Source organism: Rhodoferax sp., from assembly GCF_039922535.1.
Taxonomy (GTDB): Bacteria; Pseudomonadota; Gammaproteobacteria; order Burkholderiales; family Burkholderiaceae_C; genus Rhodoferax_B.
In genome coordinates, this window is the sequence record NZ_JBDTEM010000083.1 from 1 (window position 1) to 16,436 (window position 16,436).

At 62.7% G+C, this 16,436-nt stretch carries 16 protein-coding genes and 2 pseudogenes; 3 read left to right on the plus strand and 15 right to left on the minus strand.

Translation table 11 applies throughout. The annotated features are described in order from the left end of the window. From ABI213_RS03465 to ABI213_RS03495, 7 genes and pseudogenes are all read right to left on the minus strand, one after another. Window positions 1-267, minus strand: a pseudogene (locus tag ABI213_RS03465) (hypothetical protein); the annotation flags it as partial. A 10-nt stretch (window positions 268-277) separates the two neighbouring features. Then, window positions 278-1,162, minus strand: coding sequence for a branched-chain amino acid ABC transporter permease (locus ABI213_RS03470; RefSeq protein WP_348026121.1), 885 nt, complete (start codon window positions 1,160-1,162; stop codon window positions 278-280). A 61-nt stretch (window positions 1,163-1,223) separates the two neighbouring features. Then, window positions 1,224-2,438, minus strand: coding sequence for an ABC transporter substrate-binding protein (locus ABI213_RS03475; protein WP_348006176.1), 1,215 nt, complete (start codon window positions 2,436-2,438; stop codon window positions 1,224-1,226). A gap of 37 nt (window positions 2,439-2,475) precedes the next feature. Then, entirely contained in the window at window positions 2,476-3,189 is a 714-nt protein-coding gene (locus tag ABI213_RS03480; protein ID WP_348006177.1) for an ABC transporter ATP-binding protein, read from the minus strand. Beyond that, entirely contained in the window at window positions 3,186-3,938 is a 753-nt protein-coding gene (locus ABI213_RS03485) for an ABC transporter ATP-binding protein (RefSeq protein WP_348006178.1), read from the minus strand. Before ABI213_RS03485 ends, ABI213_RS03480 begins: the two co-directional genes overlap by 4 nt. A gap of 7 nt (window positions 3,939-3,945) precedes the next feature. Beyond that, the gene (locus ABI213_RS03490) at window positions 3,946-5,571 is read right to left on the minus strand and encodes an acyl-CoA synthetase (RefSeq protein WP_348026123.1); all 1,626 of its coding nucleotides are present in this window, start codon (window positions 5,569-5,571) and stop codon (window positions 3,946-3,948) included. Between the two features lie 208 nt (window positions 5,572-5,779). Then, on the minus strand, window positions 5,780-6,640 hold the full coding sequence (locus tag ABI213_RS03495) for a LysR substrate-binding domain-containing protein (protein ID WP_348026125.1): 861 nt from the start codon (window positions 6,638-6,640) through the stop codon (window positions 5,780-5,782). A gap of 105 nt (window positions 6,641-6,745) precedes the next feature. On the opposite strand from ABI213_RS03495, the gene ABI213_RS03500 reads away from it, so the two are divergent. Further along, window positions 6,746-7,447: a haloacid dehalogenase type II gene (locus ABI213_RS03500; protein ID WP_348006181.1), complete on the plus strand. Its 702-nt coding sequence runs from the start codon at window positions 6,746-6,748 to the stop codon at window positions 7,445-7,447. A gap of 77 nt (window positions 7,448-7,524) precedes the next feature. Here the strand turns inward: ABI213_RS03500 and ABI213_RS03505 are convergent, their stop codons facing one another. Genes ABI213_RS03505 through ABI213_RS03520 form a run of 4 tightly spaced genes read right to left on the minus strand, consistent with a single transcriptional unit; the run spans window position 7,525 to window position 11,458 of the window. Further along, window positions 7,525-8,694, minus strand: coding sequence for a PHB depolymerase family esterase (locus ABI213_RS03505; RefSeq protein WP_348006182.1), 1,170 nt, complete (start codon window positions 8,692-8,694; stop codon window positions 7,525-7,527). An 18-nt stretch (window positions 8,695-8,712) separates the two neighbouring features. After that, the gene (gene sbcB, locus ABI213_RS03510; protein WP_348006183.1) at window positions 8,713-10,158 is read right to left on the minus strand and encodes an exodeoxyribonuclease I; all 1,446 of its coding nucleotides are present in this window, start codon (window positions 10,156-10,158) and stop codon (window positions 8,713-8,715) included. Window positions 10,159-10,166: 8 nt separating this feature from the next. After that, on the minus strand, window positions 10,167-10,616 hold the full coding sequence (rnhA, locus tag ABI213_RS03515; protein ID WP_348006184.1) for a ribonuclease HI: 450 nt from the start codon (window positions 10,614-10,616) through the stop codon (window positions 10,167-10,169). A gap of 59 nt (window positions 10,617-10,675) precedes the next feature. After that, window positions 10,676-11,458, minus strand: a complete 783-nt coding sequence (locus tag ABI213_RS03520; RefSeq protein WP_348026127.1) for a methyltransferase domain-containing protein — start codon at window positions 11,456-11,458, stop codon at window positions 10,676-10,678. On the opposite strand from ABI213_RS03520, the gene gloB reads away from it, so the two are divergent. Both gloB and ABI213_RS03530 read left to right on the plus strand, forming a co-directional pair. Beyond that, complete coding sequence (gene gloB, locus ABI213_RS03525) at window positions 11,457-12,224, plus strand: hydroxyacylglutathione hydrolase (protein WP_348006186.1); 768 nt, start codon at window positions 11,457-11,459, stop codon at window positions 12,222-12,224. The two genes, ABI213_RS03520 and gloB, sit on opposite strands and share 2 nt — an antisense overlap. Next, on the plus strand, window positions 12,224-13,798 hold the full coding sequence (locus ABI213_RS03530) for a transglycosylase SLT domain-containing protein (protein ID WP_348006187.1): 1,575 nt from the start codon (window positions 12,224-12,226) through the stop codon (window positions 13,796-13,798). Before gloB ends, ABI213_RS03530 begins: the two co-directional genes overlap by 1 nt. Before the next feature lie 220 nt (window positions 13,799-14,018). Here ABI213_RS03530 and ABI213_RS03535 read toward each other — a convergent pair whose 3' ends face one another. From ABI213_RS03535 to ABI213_RS03550, 4 genes and pseudogenes are all read right to left on the minus strand, one after another. Beyond that, window positions 14,019-15,062 carry an ABC transporter substrate-binding protein gene (locus tag ABI213_RS03535; protein WP_348006188.1) on the minus strand — a complete coding sequence of 348 codons (1,044 nt, stop codon included), beginning with the start codon at window positions 15,060-15,062 and terminating at the stop codon, window positions 14,019-14,021. A 94-nt stretch (window positions 15,063-15,156) separates the two neighbouring features. After that, complete coding sequence (gene recR, locus ABI213_RS03540) at window positions 15,157-15,747, minus strand: recombination mediator RecR (RefSeq protein WP_348026129.1); 591 nt, start codon at window positions 15,745-15,747, stop codon at window positions 15,157-15,159. Between the two features lie 87 nt (window positions 15,748-15,834). Beyond that, window positions 15,835-16,167, minus strand: coding sequence for a YbaB/EbfC family nucleoid-associated protein (locus tag ABI213_RS03545; RefSeq protein ID WP_295959601.1), 333 nt, complete (start codon window positions 16,165-16,167; stop codon window positions 15,835-15,837). Between the two features lie 26 nt (window positions 16,168-16,193). Beyond that, window positions 16,194-16,436 (minus strand): annotated as a pseudogene (locus tag ABI213_RS03550) (DNA polymerase III subunit gamma/tau); the annotation flags it as partial.

A 16,436-nucleotide genomic window follows, 5' to 3' on the forward strand; every position in this document is an offset into this window, starting at 1 on the left:
CAGGCCCAGCTCGGGCGACAGGCCCAGGTCGCGGCATAAATAGCCGGTGATGTAGGCCGAGCCACCAAAGAAGGCCGCGTGCCCGAACGACAGCAACCCGGCAAAGCCCAGCAGCAGGTTGAAGGCGCAGGCAAACAGCGCAAAGCACAGCACCTTCATCAAAAACGTGGGGTACAGCACGAAGGGCGCGATGGAGCCGACGACGATCAGCGCCACAAACATCCACACGGTGCGCTGGCGTTCGGACATGGAAGAAACAGTTGTCATCAATCTTCTTTCAAGCTTGTTTGCCAAACAGGCCTGCAGGCTTGACCAGCAGCACCAGCACCATCACCACAAAAATCACCACCGCCGACGCTTCGGGGTAGAACACCTTGGTCAGCCCCTCGATCACGCCCAGGCCCAGCCCGGTGAGGATAGAGCCCAGGATGGACCCCATGCCGCCAATCACCACCACCGCAAACACCACGATGATCAGGTTCGAGCCCATCACCGGGTTCACCTGCTGGATCGGCGCGGCCAGCACCCCGGCAAAGGCGGCCAGCGCGGCACCAGCGGCGTAGGTGGCCGTCAACAGTACTGGCACGTTGATGCCCAGGGCCTGTACCAGATCCGGCCGCTGGGTAGCGGCGCGCAGCGTGGCGCCCAGGCTGGTGCGCTCAATGGCGTACCAGGCACTGAAACACACGGTCATGGCCGCCACCACCACCCAGGCACGGTAGATAGGCAGGTACATGAAGCCCAGGTTCATGCCGCCCTGCAGCAGCTCGGGCACCTCGTAGGACGAGCCGGACACGCCGAAATAGTTTTTGAACACGCCCTCGGCAATCAGTGCCAGCCCAAAGGTCAGCAGCAGCCCGTACAGGTGGTCCAGCTTATAAAGATGGCGCAGCATGGTGCGCTCGATTACCACCGCCACCGCTCCTACCGCCAGCGGCGACAAAATCAGCGACCACCAGTAGCCAATGCCCAGCCAGGTCAGCGCCATCCAGGCCACAAACGCACCCACCATGTACTGCGCGCCGTGGGCAAAGTTGATGATGTTGAGCAAGCCAAAAATGATGGCCAGGCCCAGGCTCAAGATGGCATAAAACGAGCCGTTGATCAGCCCCAGCAAAAGCTGGCCGAAAAACGCGGGTGACGGTATGCCGAAGATGTCCATAACGGGTGTTTCCCAGGTAGCTCAAAAAATCCAGGGCCACTAAGGCCCTGGGGAACTCAACTTACTTTTTGATTAAGGGGCAGCGCGATGCCGACAGCGGCTGGAAGGCCTCGGCAGCCGGAATCACCGCTTTCACCTTGTAGTAGTCCCACGGCGTTTTCGATTCGGCCGGGGTCTTAACCTGCATCAGGTACATGTCGTGGACCATGCGGCCATCGTCGCGGATGCTGCCGTTCTTGGCGAAGAAGTCGTTGACCGGCATCTTCTTCATCTGCGCCATCACCTTGGCGGTGTCGTCGCTGTTGATGGCTTTGACCGCCTTCAGGTAGTGCATGGTGGACGAATATTGCCCGGCCTGCACCATGGTGGGCATGCGTTTGTGCTGGTCAAAAAAGCGCTTGGACCAGGCCCGGGTCTGGTCGTTCAGATCCCAGTAGAAACCTTCGGTCAGGTACATGTTCTGGGTGGTCTTCAGGCCCAGGGCGTGGATGTCGGTGATGAACATCAGCAAGCCGGCCAATTGCTGCTTGGGGGTGATGCCGAACTCGGCCGCCTGCTTGATGGCGTTGACCGTGTCACCGCCTGCATTGGCCAGGCCGATGATCTGCGCGCCCGACGACTGCGCTTTGAGCAGGAAGGACGAAAAGTCGGACGACGGGAATGGATGGCGCACGCTGCCCACCACCTCGCCGCCATTGGCCTTGACGACATCCGAAGCGTCTTTTTCCAATGCTTGGCCAAAGGCGTAGTCGGCGGTCAGGAAGAACCATTTCTTGCCACCGGCCTTGGTCACCGCCTTGCCCGTGCCGTTGGCCACCGCATAGGTGTCGTAGGCCCAGTGCACGGTGACATCGTTGCAGGCTTCGTTGGTGATGGCCGTGGAGCCCGCGCCGTTGATCAGCACCAGCTTGTTCTTTTCTTTGCCAATTTTTTGCACCGCCAACGCGGTGGAGCTGGTGACCAGCTCGGTCAGCACGTCCACCTTGTCGCGTTCGACCCATTCACGGGCTTTGTTGGCGGCAATATCGCCCTTGTTTTGGTGGTCGGCAGCGACCATTTCCACCTTGAAGCTGGGCTTTTCAGCAGCCACAAAGTCGTCGATGGCCATCTTGGTGGCCAGCACTGCACCCGGGCCGGCCAGGTCGGAATAGGTGCCCGACAGGTCGGTCAGCACGCCGATTTTGACCACGCCGTCGGACACCTGGGCCTGGGCGGCGGTGGCCAGCAACATCGACAAGCCAACAGCTTGGGCAAGGGGTTTGAGTTTGAAGTTCATGGGAAGTCTCCTCTGGTCAACATTGAAAAAAATGGAATCAAACCCCTAGCAGGGCCTGCATCGCGCTGGTCTTGTCTGCCAGCTCGTCCTTGTGCACCACCATGGCCACCTGGCCATGCTCCAGCACGTAATGCCGGTCCGCCAACGGGGCGGCAAAGCGAAAATTCTGCTCCACCAGCACGATGGTGTAGCCCCGGGTTTTCAGCAGGCGGATCACCTCGCCCAGCTTTTTGACGATCACCGGGGCCAGGCCTTCGGTGATTTCGTCCAGCAGCAGGGTTTTGGCCCCGGTGCGCAAAATCCGCGCCATGGCCAGCATCTGCTGCTCGCCGCCCGACAAACGCGTGCCGGGGCTGTTGCGCCGCTCCAGCAGGTTGGGAAACAGGGTGTAGATCTCGTCCAGCGTCATGCCGCCGGGGGCCACGATGGGCGGCAGCAGCAGGTTTTCTTCGGTGGACAGGCCGGCGAAGATGCCGCGCTCTTCCGGGCAAAAGCCCACGCCCAGGCGGGCGATGAGGTGCGGGGCCAGGCCGGTGATCTCTTGCCCATTGAACTGGATGGAGCCGGTGCGCTTGCCCACCAGGCCCAAAATAGCCTTTAGCGTGGTGGAGCGGCCCGCGCCGTTGCGGCCCAGCAAGGTGACCAGCTCGCCGGTGTTCACATGCAGGTCGATGCCGTGCAAGATGTGCGACTCGCCGTAGTAGGCATGCAGGCCTTTCAGGCGCAAGACTTCTTTACCCGTATTACTCATGCTTCCACCCCCACATAGGCTTCCAGCACGCGTGGGTCTTGCGACACGGTGGCGTAGTTGCCCTCGGCCAGCACGCTGCCGCGCTGCAGCACGGTGATGGTGTCGCACAGCGACTCCACCACCGACAGGTTGTGTTCCACCATCAAAATAGTGCGGTTTTTAGACACCTTGCGGATCAGCGCCACCACCCGGCCTACGTCCTCGTGGCCCATGCCCTGGGTGGGTTCGTCCAGCAGCATCAACTCGGGCTCCAGCGCCAGCGTAGTGGCGATCTCTAGCGCGCGCTTGCGGCCATAGGGCATTTCTACTGCCACAGTGTCGGCAAAAGTTTGCAAATCCACCTCCTCCAGCAAGGCCATGGCGCGGCCATTGAGCGCGTCCAGCCGCCGCACCGACGACCAGAAGTTAAACGAGTCGCCGCGCTTGCGCTGCAAGGCCACGCGCACGTTTTCTAGCGCCGTGAGGTGGCCAAAGGTGGCCGAAATCTGGAACGACCGCACCATGCCCCGGCGCGCCACCTGGATCGGGGTTTCGCGGGTAATGTCCACCCCGTTGAACTGGATCTGCCCCTGGGTGGGCTGGATAAATTTGGTCAGCAGGTTGAACACGGTCGTCTTGCCCGCACCGTTGGGGCCGATCAGCGCGTGGATGCTGCCGCGCTGCACCTTCAGATCCACCTTGGAGACAGCGGCAAAGCCGAGGAACTCCTTGGTCAACCCCGTAGTTTGCAAAATAATGTCGTTCGCCATGCGGTTCCTATTTTGTTTGTGCGCGCAGCACGAACTTTTGAATCTTGCCTGTCGATGTTTTAGGCAAAGGCCCGAAAACCACCCGTTTTGGCACCTTGAACCGGGCCAGCAGCGTGCGGCAAAACACAATAATGTCTTCCTCGGTGGCCTGCGCATCGGGCTTCAGTTCGACAAATGCGCACGGTACCTCACCCCATTTCTCATCCAACTGGGCTACTACCGCTGCCAGCATCACCGCCGGGTGGCGGTGCAGCACGTCTTCCACCTCGATGGACGAGATGTTTTCGCCGCCCGAGATGATGATGTCCTTGCTGCGGTCCTTGATCTGGGCGTAGCCGTCGGGGTGTAGCACCGCCAGGTCACCGGTATGGAACCAGCCGCCCCTAAAAGCCTCGGCGGTGGCCGCAGGGTTTTTCAGGTAGCCCTTCATCACGATGTTGCCGCGAAAGAAGATTTCGCCCATGGTCACGCCGTCAGCAGGCACAGGCACCAGGGTTTCGGGGTCTAGCACGGCCATGGACTGCTGCAGCGGGTAAGCCACGCCCTGGCGGGCATTGAGGCGGGCGCGCTCTTCGGCAGGCAGGCCGGTCCAGGCATCTTGCTGGGCGCAGACCGCCGCCGGGCCGTAGACCTCGGTCAAGCCGTAGACGTGGGTGATGCGGATGCCGATGTTTTCGCAGCCTTCGATCACCGCGGCGGGCGGCGCGGCCCCGGCAATCAGGCCCTGCACGATGTGCTCGATGCCTTCACGCAAGGCGGCGGGTGCATGCACCAGCATGCTGTAGACGATGGGCGCGCCGCACAGGTGGGTAATAGCGTGTTCGCGTATCAGGGGGAAGATGACCGCCGGGTCCACCCGGCGCAGGCACACGCTGGTGCCCGCCACCAAGGCCATGGTCCAGGGTAAGCACCAGCCGTTGCAGTGGAACATGGGCAGCGTCCAAAGGTACACCGCGTGGTGCGGCAGCTGCCACGACAGCACATTGTTGGCCGCGTTCAAATAGGCGCCGCGGTGGTGGGTGACCACGCCCTTGGGGTTGCCGGTGGTGCCCGAGGTGTAGTTCAGGGCAATCGCGTCCCACTCGTCGGGGGGCAGTTGCCAGGCGAACTGCGGGTCGCCCTGGGCGATGAAGCTCTCGTAATCCACGTCGCCCAGCGCCTTGCCGGGCGGGGCCAGGGCATCTTCCACCTCCACCACAAAGGGGCGCTTGTCCCCCAGAATGGCCAACGCTTTTTCCACCACGCTGGCGAATTCACGGTCGGTCAGCAGCACCGTGGCCTCGCCATGCTGCAGCATGAAGGCGATGGCTTCGGCATCCAGCCGGGTGTTCAGGGTGTTGAGTACCGCACCCGCCATCGGCACGGCAAAGTGGGCTTCCAGCATGGCGGGCACATTGGGCAGCATCACGGCCACGGTGTCGCCGGTGCCCACGCCCCGGGCTTGCAACGCGCTGGCCAGTTGGCGGCAGCGGTTGTAGGTGGTGGCCCAGGTTTGGCGGCGCTCGCCGTAAATAACAGCCAGCCGCTCGGGGTAGACATGGGCCGAGCGCTCGATATAGCTCAGCGGCGACAGCGCCACAAAATTGGCGGAATTCTTCTCCAGGCCCTGCTGGTAAGGGTGTGTACTAAGCATACATAGCCTCCGTTGCCTACGCGCCGAAATCCGGTGGCAGGTTTATTTTGTTGGCTGGATTATGGGCGGGCTTTTTTACCAGTTACTGACGGGTTACGGCCAAATTTCCTAGGAGTTTCCCCTAGGCGGTTATTTATGAAAAATACGGTTCCAGCGCATATAGTACCTGCGCTGGCAGCTATATTTTACGTAGCAATAAATCCAAAACCTATCCCACCGCGTCTGCCGCCATTGCCGCACACAGGTAGTCGGCCAGACGGCGCTGGGCGGCGGTCAAGGGCAACGCGGCAGCTACCAGGGCCAGCTCGCTGGCGGACACCTCGGGGTAGCCGTCGGCGAGGCCCAGCACGCGGTGCCCGGCCAGCAAGGCACGGGTGGGCAATACGCTGACGGCCAGGCCGGACGACACCGCCGCCTGGATACCCGCCAGGCTGTGGCTGCCAAACACAATGCGCCAGCGCCTGCCCGCCGTCTCCAGCGCGCGGATGGCCCGCAGCCGGTAGATGCAGCCAAGCGGAAACACCGCCAGCGGCACCGTGTCGCCCGTCGGAAAACCCTGGGGCCCGGCGGCCCAGGCCAAAGGCTCGGGCCAGGATGCGATGCACGGCCCGCTGCCCGGCTCGCGTTTAAGCAAGGCCAGGTCGATGCTGCCCGCGTCCACGGCGCGCTGCAAATCGCTGCCCATGCCGCTGGTGGTTTCCAGCCGCACCTCGGGCGCAATGGCCAAAAAGCCCGCCAAGATGGCCGTCATCCGGCGCGGGTCAAAGTCTTCGGGCAGCCCGATGCGCACCGGTGCCAGCGCCGCCGGGCTGGCCAGCGCGTCTTCGGCCTCCTGGGCAATGGCCAGCAGTCGGCGGGCGTAGGCGGCCAGCAGCTCGCCACGCTCGGTGGGAATGACATTTTTGCCGGTGCGGTCGCGGTGCAGCAAGGGGTGGCCCACGCTGTCCTCCAGCCGCAAAATCTGCTGGCTGACGGTGGACTGCGTGCGGTGCACCCGCTCGGCGGCACGGGTAAAACTGCACTCGTCCACCACGCAGACCAGGGTTTTGAGCAGATCAAGGTCGAGCATGGCGTTTGTCAGTGGATATTCAACTTAAAAATAGATATTAAATCAATTTGCAAATATCCAATGCCTGCCGCACAGTGCGGCCTGGCTCCACTCCCTCTATTCCCCATGACGCTAAACCACACACCCCGGCCCCAGTGGCTCACCTTCGACTGCTACGGCACCTTGATCCAGTGGGATGAAGGCCTGCAAGCCGTGTTTGCTGAGATCTTGCAACGCAAGAATGCCCCGCAAATCGACCCGGCCCGGCTCATCGCCCTGCACGACCGGCACGAACACGCGCTGGAGCAAACCCCGCCGCACCGTTCTTTCCGCGAAGTCTCGGGCACCGCCTTGCAGTTGGCGTTGGCCGAACTGGGCTTGGTTGGCGATGCCGACGATGCCCGCCGCCTGACCGAGCGCATCGGCAGCATGCCGCCCTTCCCCGAAGTCGTGGCCACGCTGCAGCAACTGAAGGCGCGCGGCTTTAGGCTGTGCATCATTTCCAACACCGACGACGACATCATTGCGGGCAACGTGGCCCAACTGGGCGGCACCATCGACCGGGTCATCACCGCCCAGCAAGCCGGGGCCTACAAGCCCGCGCGTCCGTTGTTCGACTTCGCCCACGCCCAGTTGCAGGTGGCCAAGGAAGACGTGGTGCACATCTGCGCCAGCCCGCACCTGGACCACGCCGCCGCGCGCGACATCGGCTTTCGCTGCGTCTGGATCGACCGGGGCCGCCGCAGCCCGCTGCCCGACTACACACCCGATGCCACTCTGCCCGCGCTGGACGGCGTACCCGCGCTGTTCGATGTGCTGGGCTGGTAAGCTGTATTTATCTTTGAATCAAAACGGGCCCTGGCGCAGATAGAACCTGCGCAAGCAGCTATTTAAAAAATAGCAAATCACTTCACCGTGCGCAGCCGCCGGTGTTTGGCAAAAAACGCCCACAACAGCGCACTGGCATCCGGCCCCACGCTGTCGTTGAAGCGCAGCGTGCCGTCGCCGCCGCTCCAGGCGTGCTCTAGCCCGGCAATGCGACACACCGATACGATGGGTTTGCGGCCCACGCGGTAGTCTTGCGTCTGGAAGGCGTGGCGCGGGCTGCGGCCCTTGGGGCGGGCGGGGGTATGGGTGGTCACAGGGGCCAGATCAGCAATGCCGTTGACCCGGAGAAACTGCTGCGCCACCTGCTGCTGGTTGACGATGCGCACCACTTTATCGGCCTCGCCGTGCAGGACGATGGCGGGCATGCGTGGGAAGCCGCCGCCCTCCACCGTGGCCTGCACGGCCTGCGCCACATGGGTGCCACCGCCGGTTTGCATGGCGCCAAAGGCCTTCATGCGGCTATCGGCGGTACCAAACACCGGACCAGAATGCAGGCCCACGGCGGCGACACGAAAGGGGTAGCGCAGCGCGATGATCTGGGCCAGCGCCGCACCCGCCGAAATACCCGCCAGGTAGACCCGGCTTGCGTCCAGCCCCAGCTTAGCCACCACCTGGGTGACCATGCCCGCTACCAAAGCTGCCTCGCCGCCGCCGTTTTGGGTGGCGCGCTGGTACCACTGCCAGCAGCGGTGGGCATCTATCGTCACCAACTGCTGCGGGTAAAGCACGGCGAAGCCTTTGCGCTGGGCCAGGGCGTTCATGCGGCTGCCCTGGGCGAATTCGGGGGCCGTCTGGGTGCAGCCGTGCAGCATGACGACCAGCGGCAGCGGTTTGAGGGCCTGTGCCTTGTCGCGCTGCGGCAGGTACAGCCAGTAGGTCATGCGCTGGCCGTTGGGCGCGGCGAAGAAGGAACGCGTCCAGCTGCCGGGCAGCGCGACTGCGGGCGGCGCGGGCTTGGCGGCGGGTTTGGTGGCGGGTTTGGTGGCCGATCTTGCGGCGGATTGAGGGGCGGGCTTTGCCGCGGGTTTGGGCCTGGGCGCTGGTTTAGCAGGCGCCAGCGCCTTCTTGACTGCGGCCTTGGTGGCTTTTTTGGTCGCCGCCGCCATGCTGCGGACCAGCTTTTTCTGCTGGGTATTGGCGATACGGGTCAGGCTTTTCAACCATAGGCTGCTGAAACTTTTGGCCATGGCTGTGGTGAATCCTGGTTAGTCGCGATCGGGGGCGATGGCTTCGGCGTAATCGTACAAGGCACCCAGAATCTCTTCGCCGCGCTCGTCTGCGGTTTCCGACAGGGCGTCGATCTCGCCGAACAGGCCTTCCAGCGTGCGGGCACCACCCTCCCCGTCAAACAGGCGCGCGGCGCGGTGGGCTTCCCAGCGGGCGGCTTCTTCGGGGCTGAGCGTGGCCGGAAAGTTGCGGGCGCGGTAGCGAAACAGCAGCTCGCCCAGGCGTTCGTCGTCGAAGCTGGCGCGGGCATCGGCCAATTTTTCGGGCGACAGCGCGCGCAGGTCATTCAGGCGGCGGCGGTCCTCAAAGCCCACGAAGCCACCGTACAGGTCTTCGTCCACATCCCGCGGCTCGTCGGCCGGGCGGCTGAAAACTGCAGGCCAGATGGCGCTCATATCGGGCAATGCGCGCACCTCGGCTGCGTGGGCGCGCAGCGTGTCGCCCACCAGGCCCCAGCGGGTGGCCAGTTCGGGCGACAGGGTTTTCAAGTTAGACACCACCATGGGCGACTTGTTCAGGTGGATGGTTTTGATGGGCAAGCGGGCCACGCCTTCGGGCAGGTCTTCGGCCTTGCTGAACAGGCGCAGGCGGATGTCGTCGGCGTCCATCTGGGCCAGTTCGGCCGGGCTGTGGGCCAGGTCCCAGGCAATCAGCTCGTTTTTGTTGTTCGGGTGCATGGCCAGCGGCCACATCAGCGCCAGGCAGCCTTGCTGCGCCGGGAACATGCCGGAGATGTGCAGAAACGGCTTGGCCGTTTGCAACGTGGTCGGCAGGCCCAGCTCGGCGGCCACACGGTCTTTTTTGTGCAAGCCCAGGCAAAAGTCGAACAGGCGCGGCTGGGCGCTGCGGATCAGACGGGCCAGGGCGATGGTGGCGCGCACGTCGGACAAGGCATCGTGTGCGGCTTCGTGCAGCAGGCCATTGGCCGCACTGAGCTCGGTTAATTTAAAGCTGGGGCTGCCATCGGGTTTGGTGGGCCATTGGATGCCGTCCGGGCGCAAGGCGTAGGCGGTGCGTACCACGTCCAGCAAATCCCAGCGGCCACAGTCGTTTTGCCATTCGCGGGCGTAGGGGTCGATCAGGTTGCGCCAAAACATGAACCGCGTGATCTCGTCGTCGAAGCGGATGGTGTTGTAGCCCACACCGATGGTGCCGGGTTGGCTGAAGGCCTGCTCGATCTGGTCGGCAAACGCGGCCTCGGTCACACCGCGCTGCAGGCAGATCTGCGGGGTGATGCCGGTGATCAGGCAAGACTGCGGGTCGGGCAGGAAGTCGGGGGCGGGCTGGCAGTACAGCATCATCGGCGCACCGATCTCGTTCAGATCGGCATCGGTGCGGATGGCCGCAAACTGGGCTGGGCGGTCCCGCCGGGCATTGGCACCAAAGGTTTCGTAGTCGTGCCAAAGAAAGCTGTGGTCCGCCATGCGCTGAATTACCGTTTGCCCAGGGCAACATCCACGCCCCGGTTGGCCAGCGCGTCGGCGCGTTCGTTGCCGGGGTGGCCCGCATGGCCCTTGACCCAGCGCCAGTCGATCTTGTGCCCGGCGGTATTCACCAGCGTGTCTAGCCGTTGCCACAGGTCAACGTTCTTCACCGGTTCTTTAGAGGCTGTGAGCCAGCCGCGGGCTTTCCAGCCCTTGAGCCATTCGGTCATGCCCTTGAGCACGTACTGGCTGTCGATGTACAGGGTGATGCTGCAGGGTTGCTTCAAAGCACCCAGGCCTTCGATCACAGCCATCATTTCCATGCGGTTGTTGGTGGTGGCCAGCTCGCCGCCAAACAGTTCTTTCTCGGTGCCGCTCCAGGTCAGCAAAACGCCCCAGCCGCCGGGGCCAGGGTTGCCTTTGCAGGCACCGTCGGTATACATATCTACGTGGTTCAAATACAGCTTTCTAATTCAACTAACAAAGCGTCGTTTTTACCAGATGCACCACGTGAAAGTTAATGGCTACGGTGGCGGCCTTTGTTCGCAATCGGCACCGGCGCGTTGGCCAGGGCCTTGGATGCCTTCCAACTGGGGCCCATCAAACGCATGCCGCGCACCCGCTTGACAGCCACCACAAAGTAGATTGAGCCCAAAATCGGCCAGTAGCGCTCGCCCGCGCGGTCCATCCAACGCATGCGGTCTAGCCACGCAGCACTGCGGGCGGCGGGCCGGTAGCAGCCAAACTGCACCGACTCCACCTCAAAACTCAGCAGGCGCAGCCAGTCGCGCAAACGCCAGTAGCCAATCGATTCGCCGACCTCGGGCAGGTCGTTTTCGCCCAGGCGCAGGCGGTGCAGCAGCCGGGTGCGGCTTTGGCGCAGGCCCCACAGGCTCATCGGGTTCAGGCCTGAAATCACCACCCGGCCCTCAGGCACCAGCACCCGTTCGACCTCGCGCAGGGTGGCGTGGGGGTCGGGACTGAGTTCCAGCGCGTGGGGCAGCAAGAGCAGATCGAGGCTGTTTTCTGAAAAAGGTAAAGCGGCGAAATCGGTCACCAAGCAGGGCGAAGCCGGCGCAGAATCGGCCATGGAGGGCGGCCGCAGGGCATCGGTGGCCAGCCAGCGGTGCGGTATGCGGTTATTCTGCAGCCCAGGTAACTCTGGCAGCCCAAGCTGGAGCGCGTGGTAGCCAAATACATCGGCGACCGCCTCGTCGAAGCGCCCCCGCTCCCAGTCCAGCAGATACTGGCCCGGCGGGGTCTTCAACCATTCGTGCAAACTTATAATTTCACTGCCCATGAACTTGCTTGCCCTGCCTGCTTTTACCGATAACTACATCTGGATGGTGCACGATGGACAGCGTGCGCTGGTGGTGGACCCGGGCGACGCACAGCCCGTATTTCACGCGCTGCAGCAGCATGGCCTGCAGTTGGAGGCCATTCTAGTCACGCACCACCATGCCGACCACGTGGGCGGCGTGGACGCATTGCGCGATGCCACCGGTGCCTCGGTGTACGGCCCAGCCCGTGAGCGCATCCCCGCGCCGCTGCACAAACTCAGCCAGGGTGAGCGTATCTCGGCCCTCGGCATTGCTTTTGAGGTGATCGACGTACCCGGCCACACCGCCGGGCACATTGCCTACTTTGCGCCCGACTGGGAGGGCGCGCCGCTGCTGTTTTGCGGCGACACGCTGTTTTCGGGCGGCTGCGGGCGGTTGTTTGAAGGCACACCGGCGCAAATGCTGGTCTCGCTGAGTGCTTTGGCCGCCCTGCCCGGTAACACCCGGGTATGCTGCACCCACGAATACACATTGGGTAACCTGAAATTTGCCCGCGCCGTGGAACCAGACAACGCCGCGCTGGCTCAATACCAGGCCGAGTGTGTGGCCAAGCGTGCGGCCGATGTGCCCACCTTGCCCTCCAGCATCGCTCTGGAACTCAAAATCAATCCATTTTTGCGCACGCGCTGTACCGCGGTCCAACAGGCCGCGCGGGCGTTTGATGCATCCACCCTCGACGAAGCCAGCGTGTTAGGCGCACTTCGCACCTGGAAGAACCAGTTTTAATGAAATTTATCCACCTTGCTGGCCTGTCCACCCTTTTGTGGCTGACCGGCTGCGCCACCGTCGGGACACCCACCGCCGGTGGGGCCCATTCCACTCCATCTGCCACAGTTCCCGCAACGGACCCGAAACAGGCACTTGTACCGCCCCATACCGCTGTGTATCCCCGCGGAGCGCTGCAACCCATCACCGCCGCCGATGCCGCTTCACGCGGTGTCGCCCAGCTCAAGGCCCCGGCCGACCTGTGGGAGCGCATCCGCCGTGGCTTTGCCATGCCCAACCTGGAAAGCGACCTGGTGCAGGACCGCGAGCAGTGGTACGCCACCCGCCCGGACTACATGCAGCGCATGACCGAGCGGTCCAGCAAATACCTGTTCTACGTGGTGGAAGAACTGGAACGCCGCGGCATGCCGACCGAATTGGCCTTGCTGCCTTACATCGAAAGCGCCTTCAACCCGCAGGCCGTGTCCAGCGCCAAAGCGGCCGGCATGTGGCAGTTCATGCCGGCCACCGGCAACTACTTTGAGCTGAAGCAAAACATCTTCCGCGACGACCGGCGCGACGTGCTGGCATCGACCCGCGCCGCCCTGGATTACCTGCAAAAGCTGTACGGCATGTTTGGCGACTGGCAACTGGCGCTGGCTGCCTACAACTGGGGCGAAGGCAGTGTCAGCCGCGCCATTGCCCGCAACCAGAAATTGGGCCTAGGCATCAGCTATTCCGAGCTGAACATGCCCGCCGAAACCCGGCTGTACGTGCCCAAGCTGCAGGCCGTAAAGAACATTATTGCCAACCCGGACCTGTTTGGCACCGAGCTGCCGCTGATTGAAAACCACCCTTATTTCCAAACCGTGGACATCTCGCACGACATCGACGTGACCCTGGCCGCCAAGCTAGCCGACGTGAGGCTGGAAGATTTCAAAGCACTAAACCCTTCCTCGCACCGCATGGTGATCCTGGCGGCCGGTACGCCGCAAATCCTGCTGCCGTGGGACAACGCCAACGTATTTACCCGCAATTACGATGCCTACACTCAGGGCCAGTACGCCAGCTGGACGGCCTGGACGGCCCCCAGCACCATGAGTGTCAGCGCCGCCGCCCAGCAGGTGGGTATGAGCGAATACGACCTGCGCAGCGTCAACAACATCCCGCCACGCATGCTGATCAAGGCCGGATCGGCGCTGATCGTGCCCCGCTCGGCCACCATGCAAGACGTGAGCGAACACGTGGCCGACACCGCCCAGCTCAGCCTGTCCCCCGAGATCGTCAACCGCAAAGCCGCCGTCAAGGCGGGCAAGCGCGACACCGTGGCCAGCATTGCCAAGCGCTACGGTGTCAGTGCCAGCAATGTGGCCGACTGGAACGACCTCAAGGTCAACGCAGGCTTCAAAGTCGGGCAGCAGGTCGTGCTGTACCTGCCCGTGCGCATGGCGACCAGCCGCAGTGCAGTCCGCAGCAAAGTCCAGGCCACCGCACGCTCCTCCGAAAAAGCGGCCCCGGCCTCCAAGGCCACCGCCACCCGAAAATCCAACCGCTCCGACAAAGACAAGGTGGTCAAAACCACCCGCAAGAAATAGCGGTTTTGCTACTAGTTAAATAGCTTCTTACGCTGACGCCATCAGCGGCAGCGCCTTAAAACGCAGAGATACTCTTTAGTAACGCCCGTTCCAGAACAACGCGGAACTGGCTCCGCCAGGCCGCCGGTGTTGCCCCCTGCATGTCGTATCGGTTTTTCAAACCGATACGAGGGGGGGGTGGCGAAAGATGCGCAGCACTGAAGACTGGGAGTGAGCCAATTCAGGCTCTGAAACGCTCTTTAGAGCGCCGGGCAAAGTCGTTGGTGTAGGTCCGGCCCAGGTCGATGCGGGTGGCCTTGACCAGCGGGTCAAATCTACCCAGAGCCATCAAAGCGGTTTGGGGGCCGTCTTCGGGCAGCAGCCCGTCGGGTGAAATCGCTTCACGGGCCTTGTTGAAGGCCGCCAAGTAGGCCGCGCGGTCGCCCAAGAAATAGCTTTCGGGCACCCTTTTGACGATGTCACTGGGGCCCGCGGTTTGCAGCCATTTCATCGCATGCACCATGGCATTGGTCAACGCCTGCACGGTATTGGGGTTCTTGCGGATGAATTCCAGCGGGGCGTAAACGCAGGCAGCTGGCATGGCTGCGCCAAACACCTCCAGCGTGCCTTTCAGCGTACGGGTGTCCGACACTATTCTGATGTCGTTTTTTTGCTCCAGCATGCCCATCACCGGGTCGGTATTGCAAATCGCGTCGATCTCGCCAGAGCGCAAGGCCCACAAAGCCCCGCCCGCCGAACCAATGCCCACAAACTGCACCTCGCCAGGGCCCACGCCGGCTCGCGCTAACACCACGTTCGCCACCATGTGCGACGGAGTACCTAGCGCCCCCACGCCAATTTTTTTACCCCGCAGGTCGGACAATACGCGGTAGCCGGGCATGTTGTGGGTCGACACCCCCAGCGCTATTTGCGGTGCCCGGCCTTGCAGTACAAACGACTGCAAGATTTGGCCCTTGGCCTGGCCGGTGATGGTGTTTTCAAACGCCCCGGCAAACACGTCAGCCGTTCGGCCAAGCAGCGCCTGGGGTGAGCGCATGCCACCCACCATGTCGCTGATCTCCACCTCCAGGCCCTCGGCCTTGAAGTAACCCAATTGGTCGGCAATCGTCAACGGCAGGTGGTAGAGCGCGGCTTCGCCGTCCACGGTCAGCGTGAGCCGGGGCTTTTCCAGCTTGGTCTGGGCGCGGGTGGATGTCGCATGGAAACCCGCGGCCAGCAAGGCAGCAGCCACAAAAGAACGGCGGGGAAGTGGACGGATGGACATGTGGGCAGTATTTGCGCCAGCATAAGGCTCATCCATTTGTTACACATTGGGAGCATCCCCGTCGGGGTTTGCCCGTAACGGTTTGGCTTAAGGGTTAACGCCTGTCTACGAATGCGTGGGCGATGGTGCCCAAATCGACATATTCCAGCTCGCTGCCCACCGGCACGCCGCGCGCCAGCCGCGTCACCTGCAAGCCCCGCGCCTTCAGGGCCACGCTGATGACGTGGGCCGTAGCCTCGCCCTCGGCCGTGAAGTTGGTAGCCAAAATGACTTCTTGCACCAAGCCGTTGCAGGCGCGGTCGATGAGCTTTTGCAGACCGATGTCTTTGGGCCCTACCCCGTCCAAGGGGCTGATTTTGCCCATCAGCACAAAGTACAGACCCTTAAATGCCGCCGTGCGCTCTACGGCCGACTGGTCGGCCGGGTTCTCCACCACGCACAGTTTGCTGGCATCGCGGGTTTCGTCCTGGCAGGTGTCGCAGATGTCTTCTTCGGTGAAGGTGTAGCACAGCGCGCAGTGCTTCACATTGCCCGCCGCCTGCGCCAAAGCCTGGGACAGCAGCTGCGCACCCTCGCGGTCGTGCTGCAGCAGGTGAAACGCCATGCGCGAGGCCGACTTCACGCCCACGCCCGGCAGGCGGCGCAAGCCCTGGATCAAAGCGTTCAAGGCACTGGAATCAGACATCCAAGCCCTTTGTACCGACTGCTACATTTTCAGTAGCTGCCCGCGCAGGTTCTACCTGCGCTAGCGGCCTAAAAAGCATAAATCCGATCAGAACGGGAATTTCATGCCACCGGGGAGGCCGGGCATGCCTGCGGTCAACTTGCCCATCTTTTCCTGGCTGGTTTCTTCGGCTTTGCGCACTGCGGCGTTGAAGGCGGCGGCGACCAGGTCTTCCAGCATGTCTTTGTCGTCGGCCAGCAGACTTGGGTCAATGGTGATGCGTTTCACGTCGTGCTTGCAGGTCATCACGACCTTGACCAAACCGGCACCGGACTCACCCGTGACTTCGACAAAAGCCAGTTCGTCCTGGGCTTTTTTCATGTTGTCTTGCATGGCCTGGGCTTGCTTCATGAGGCCGGCGAGTTGTCCTTTGTTGAACATGGTGTTTCCTAAGTAAGTAGTTGAAATTAAAGGGGTTTCAGCGTGCCCGGCACAATTTTCGCGCCGTAGTCTCGCATGAGGGATTGCACCAGCGGATCACCCATGATGATCTCTTCCGCGATGCGCTGTTTTTCGTTGGCTGCCGCCGCATTGCGCTTGGCCGGGCTGTCGGCCACGCTGCCTATTTCAATGTCCAGCGTGGCGTTGGGCGTGATGGCTTCCAGCACCACGCGCAGGCGCTCGCGGCTCATGGGCTGGCTCAAAGATTC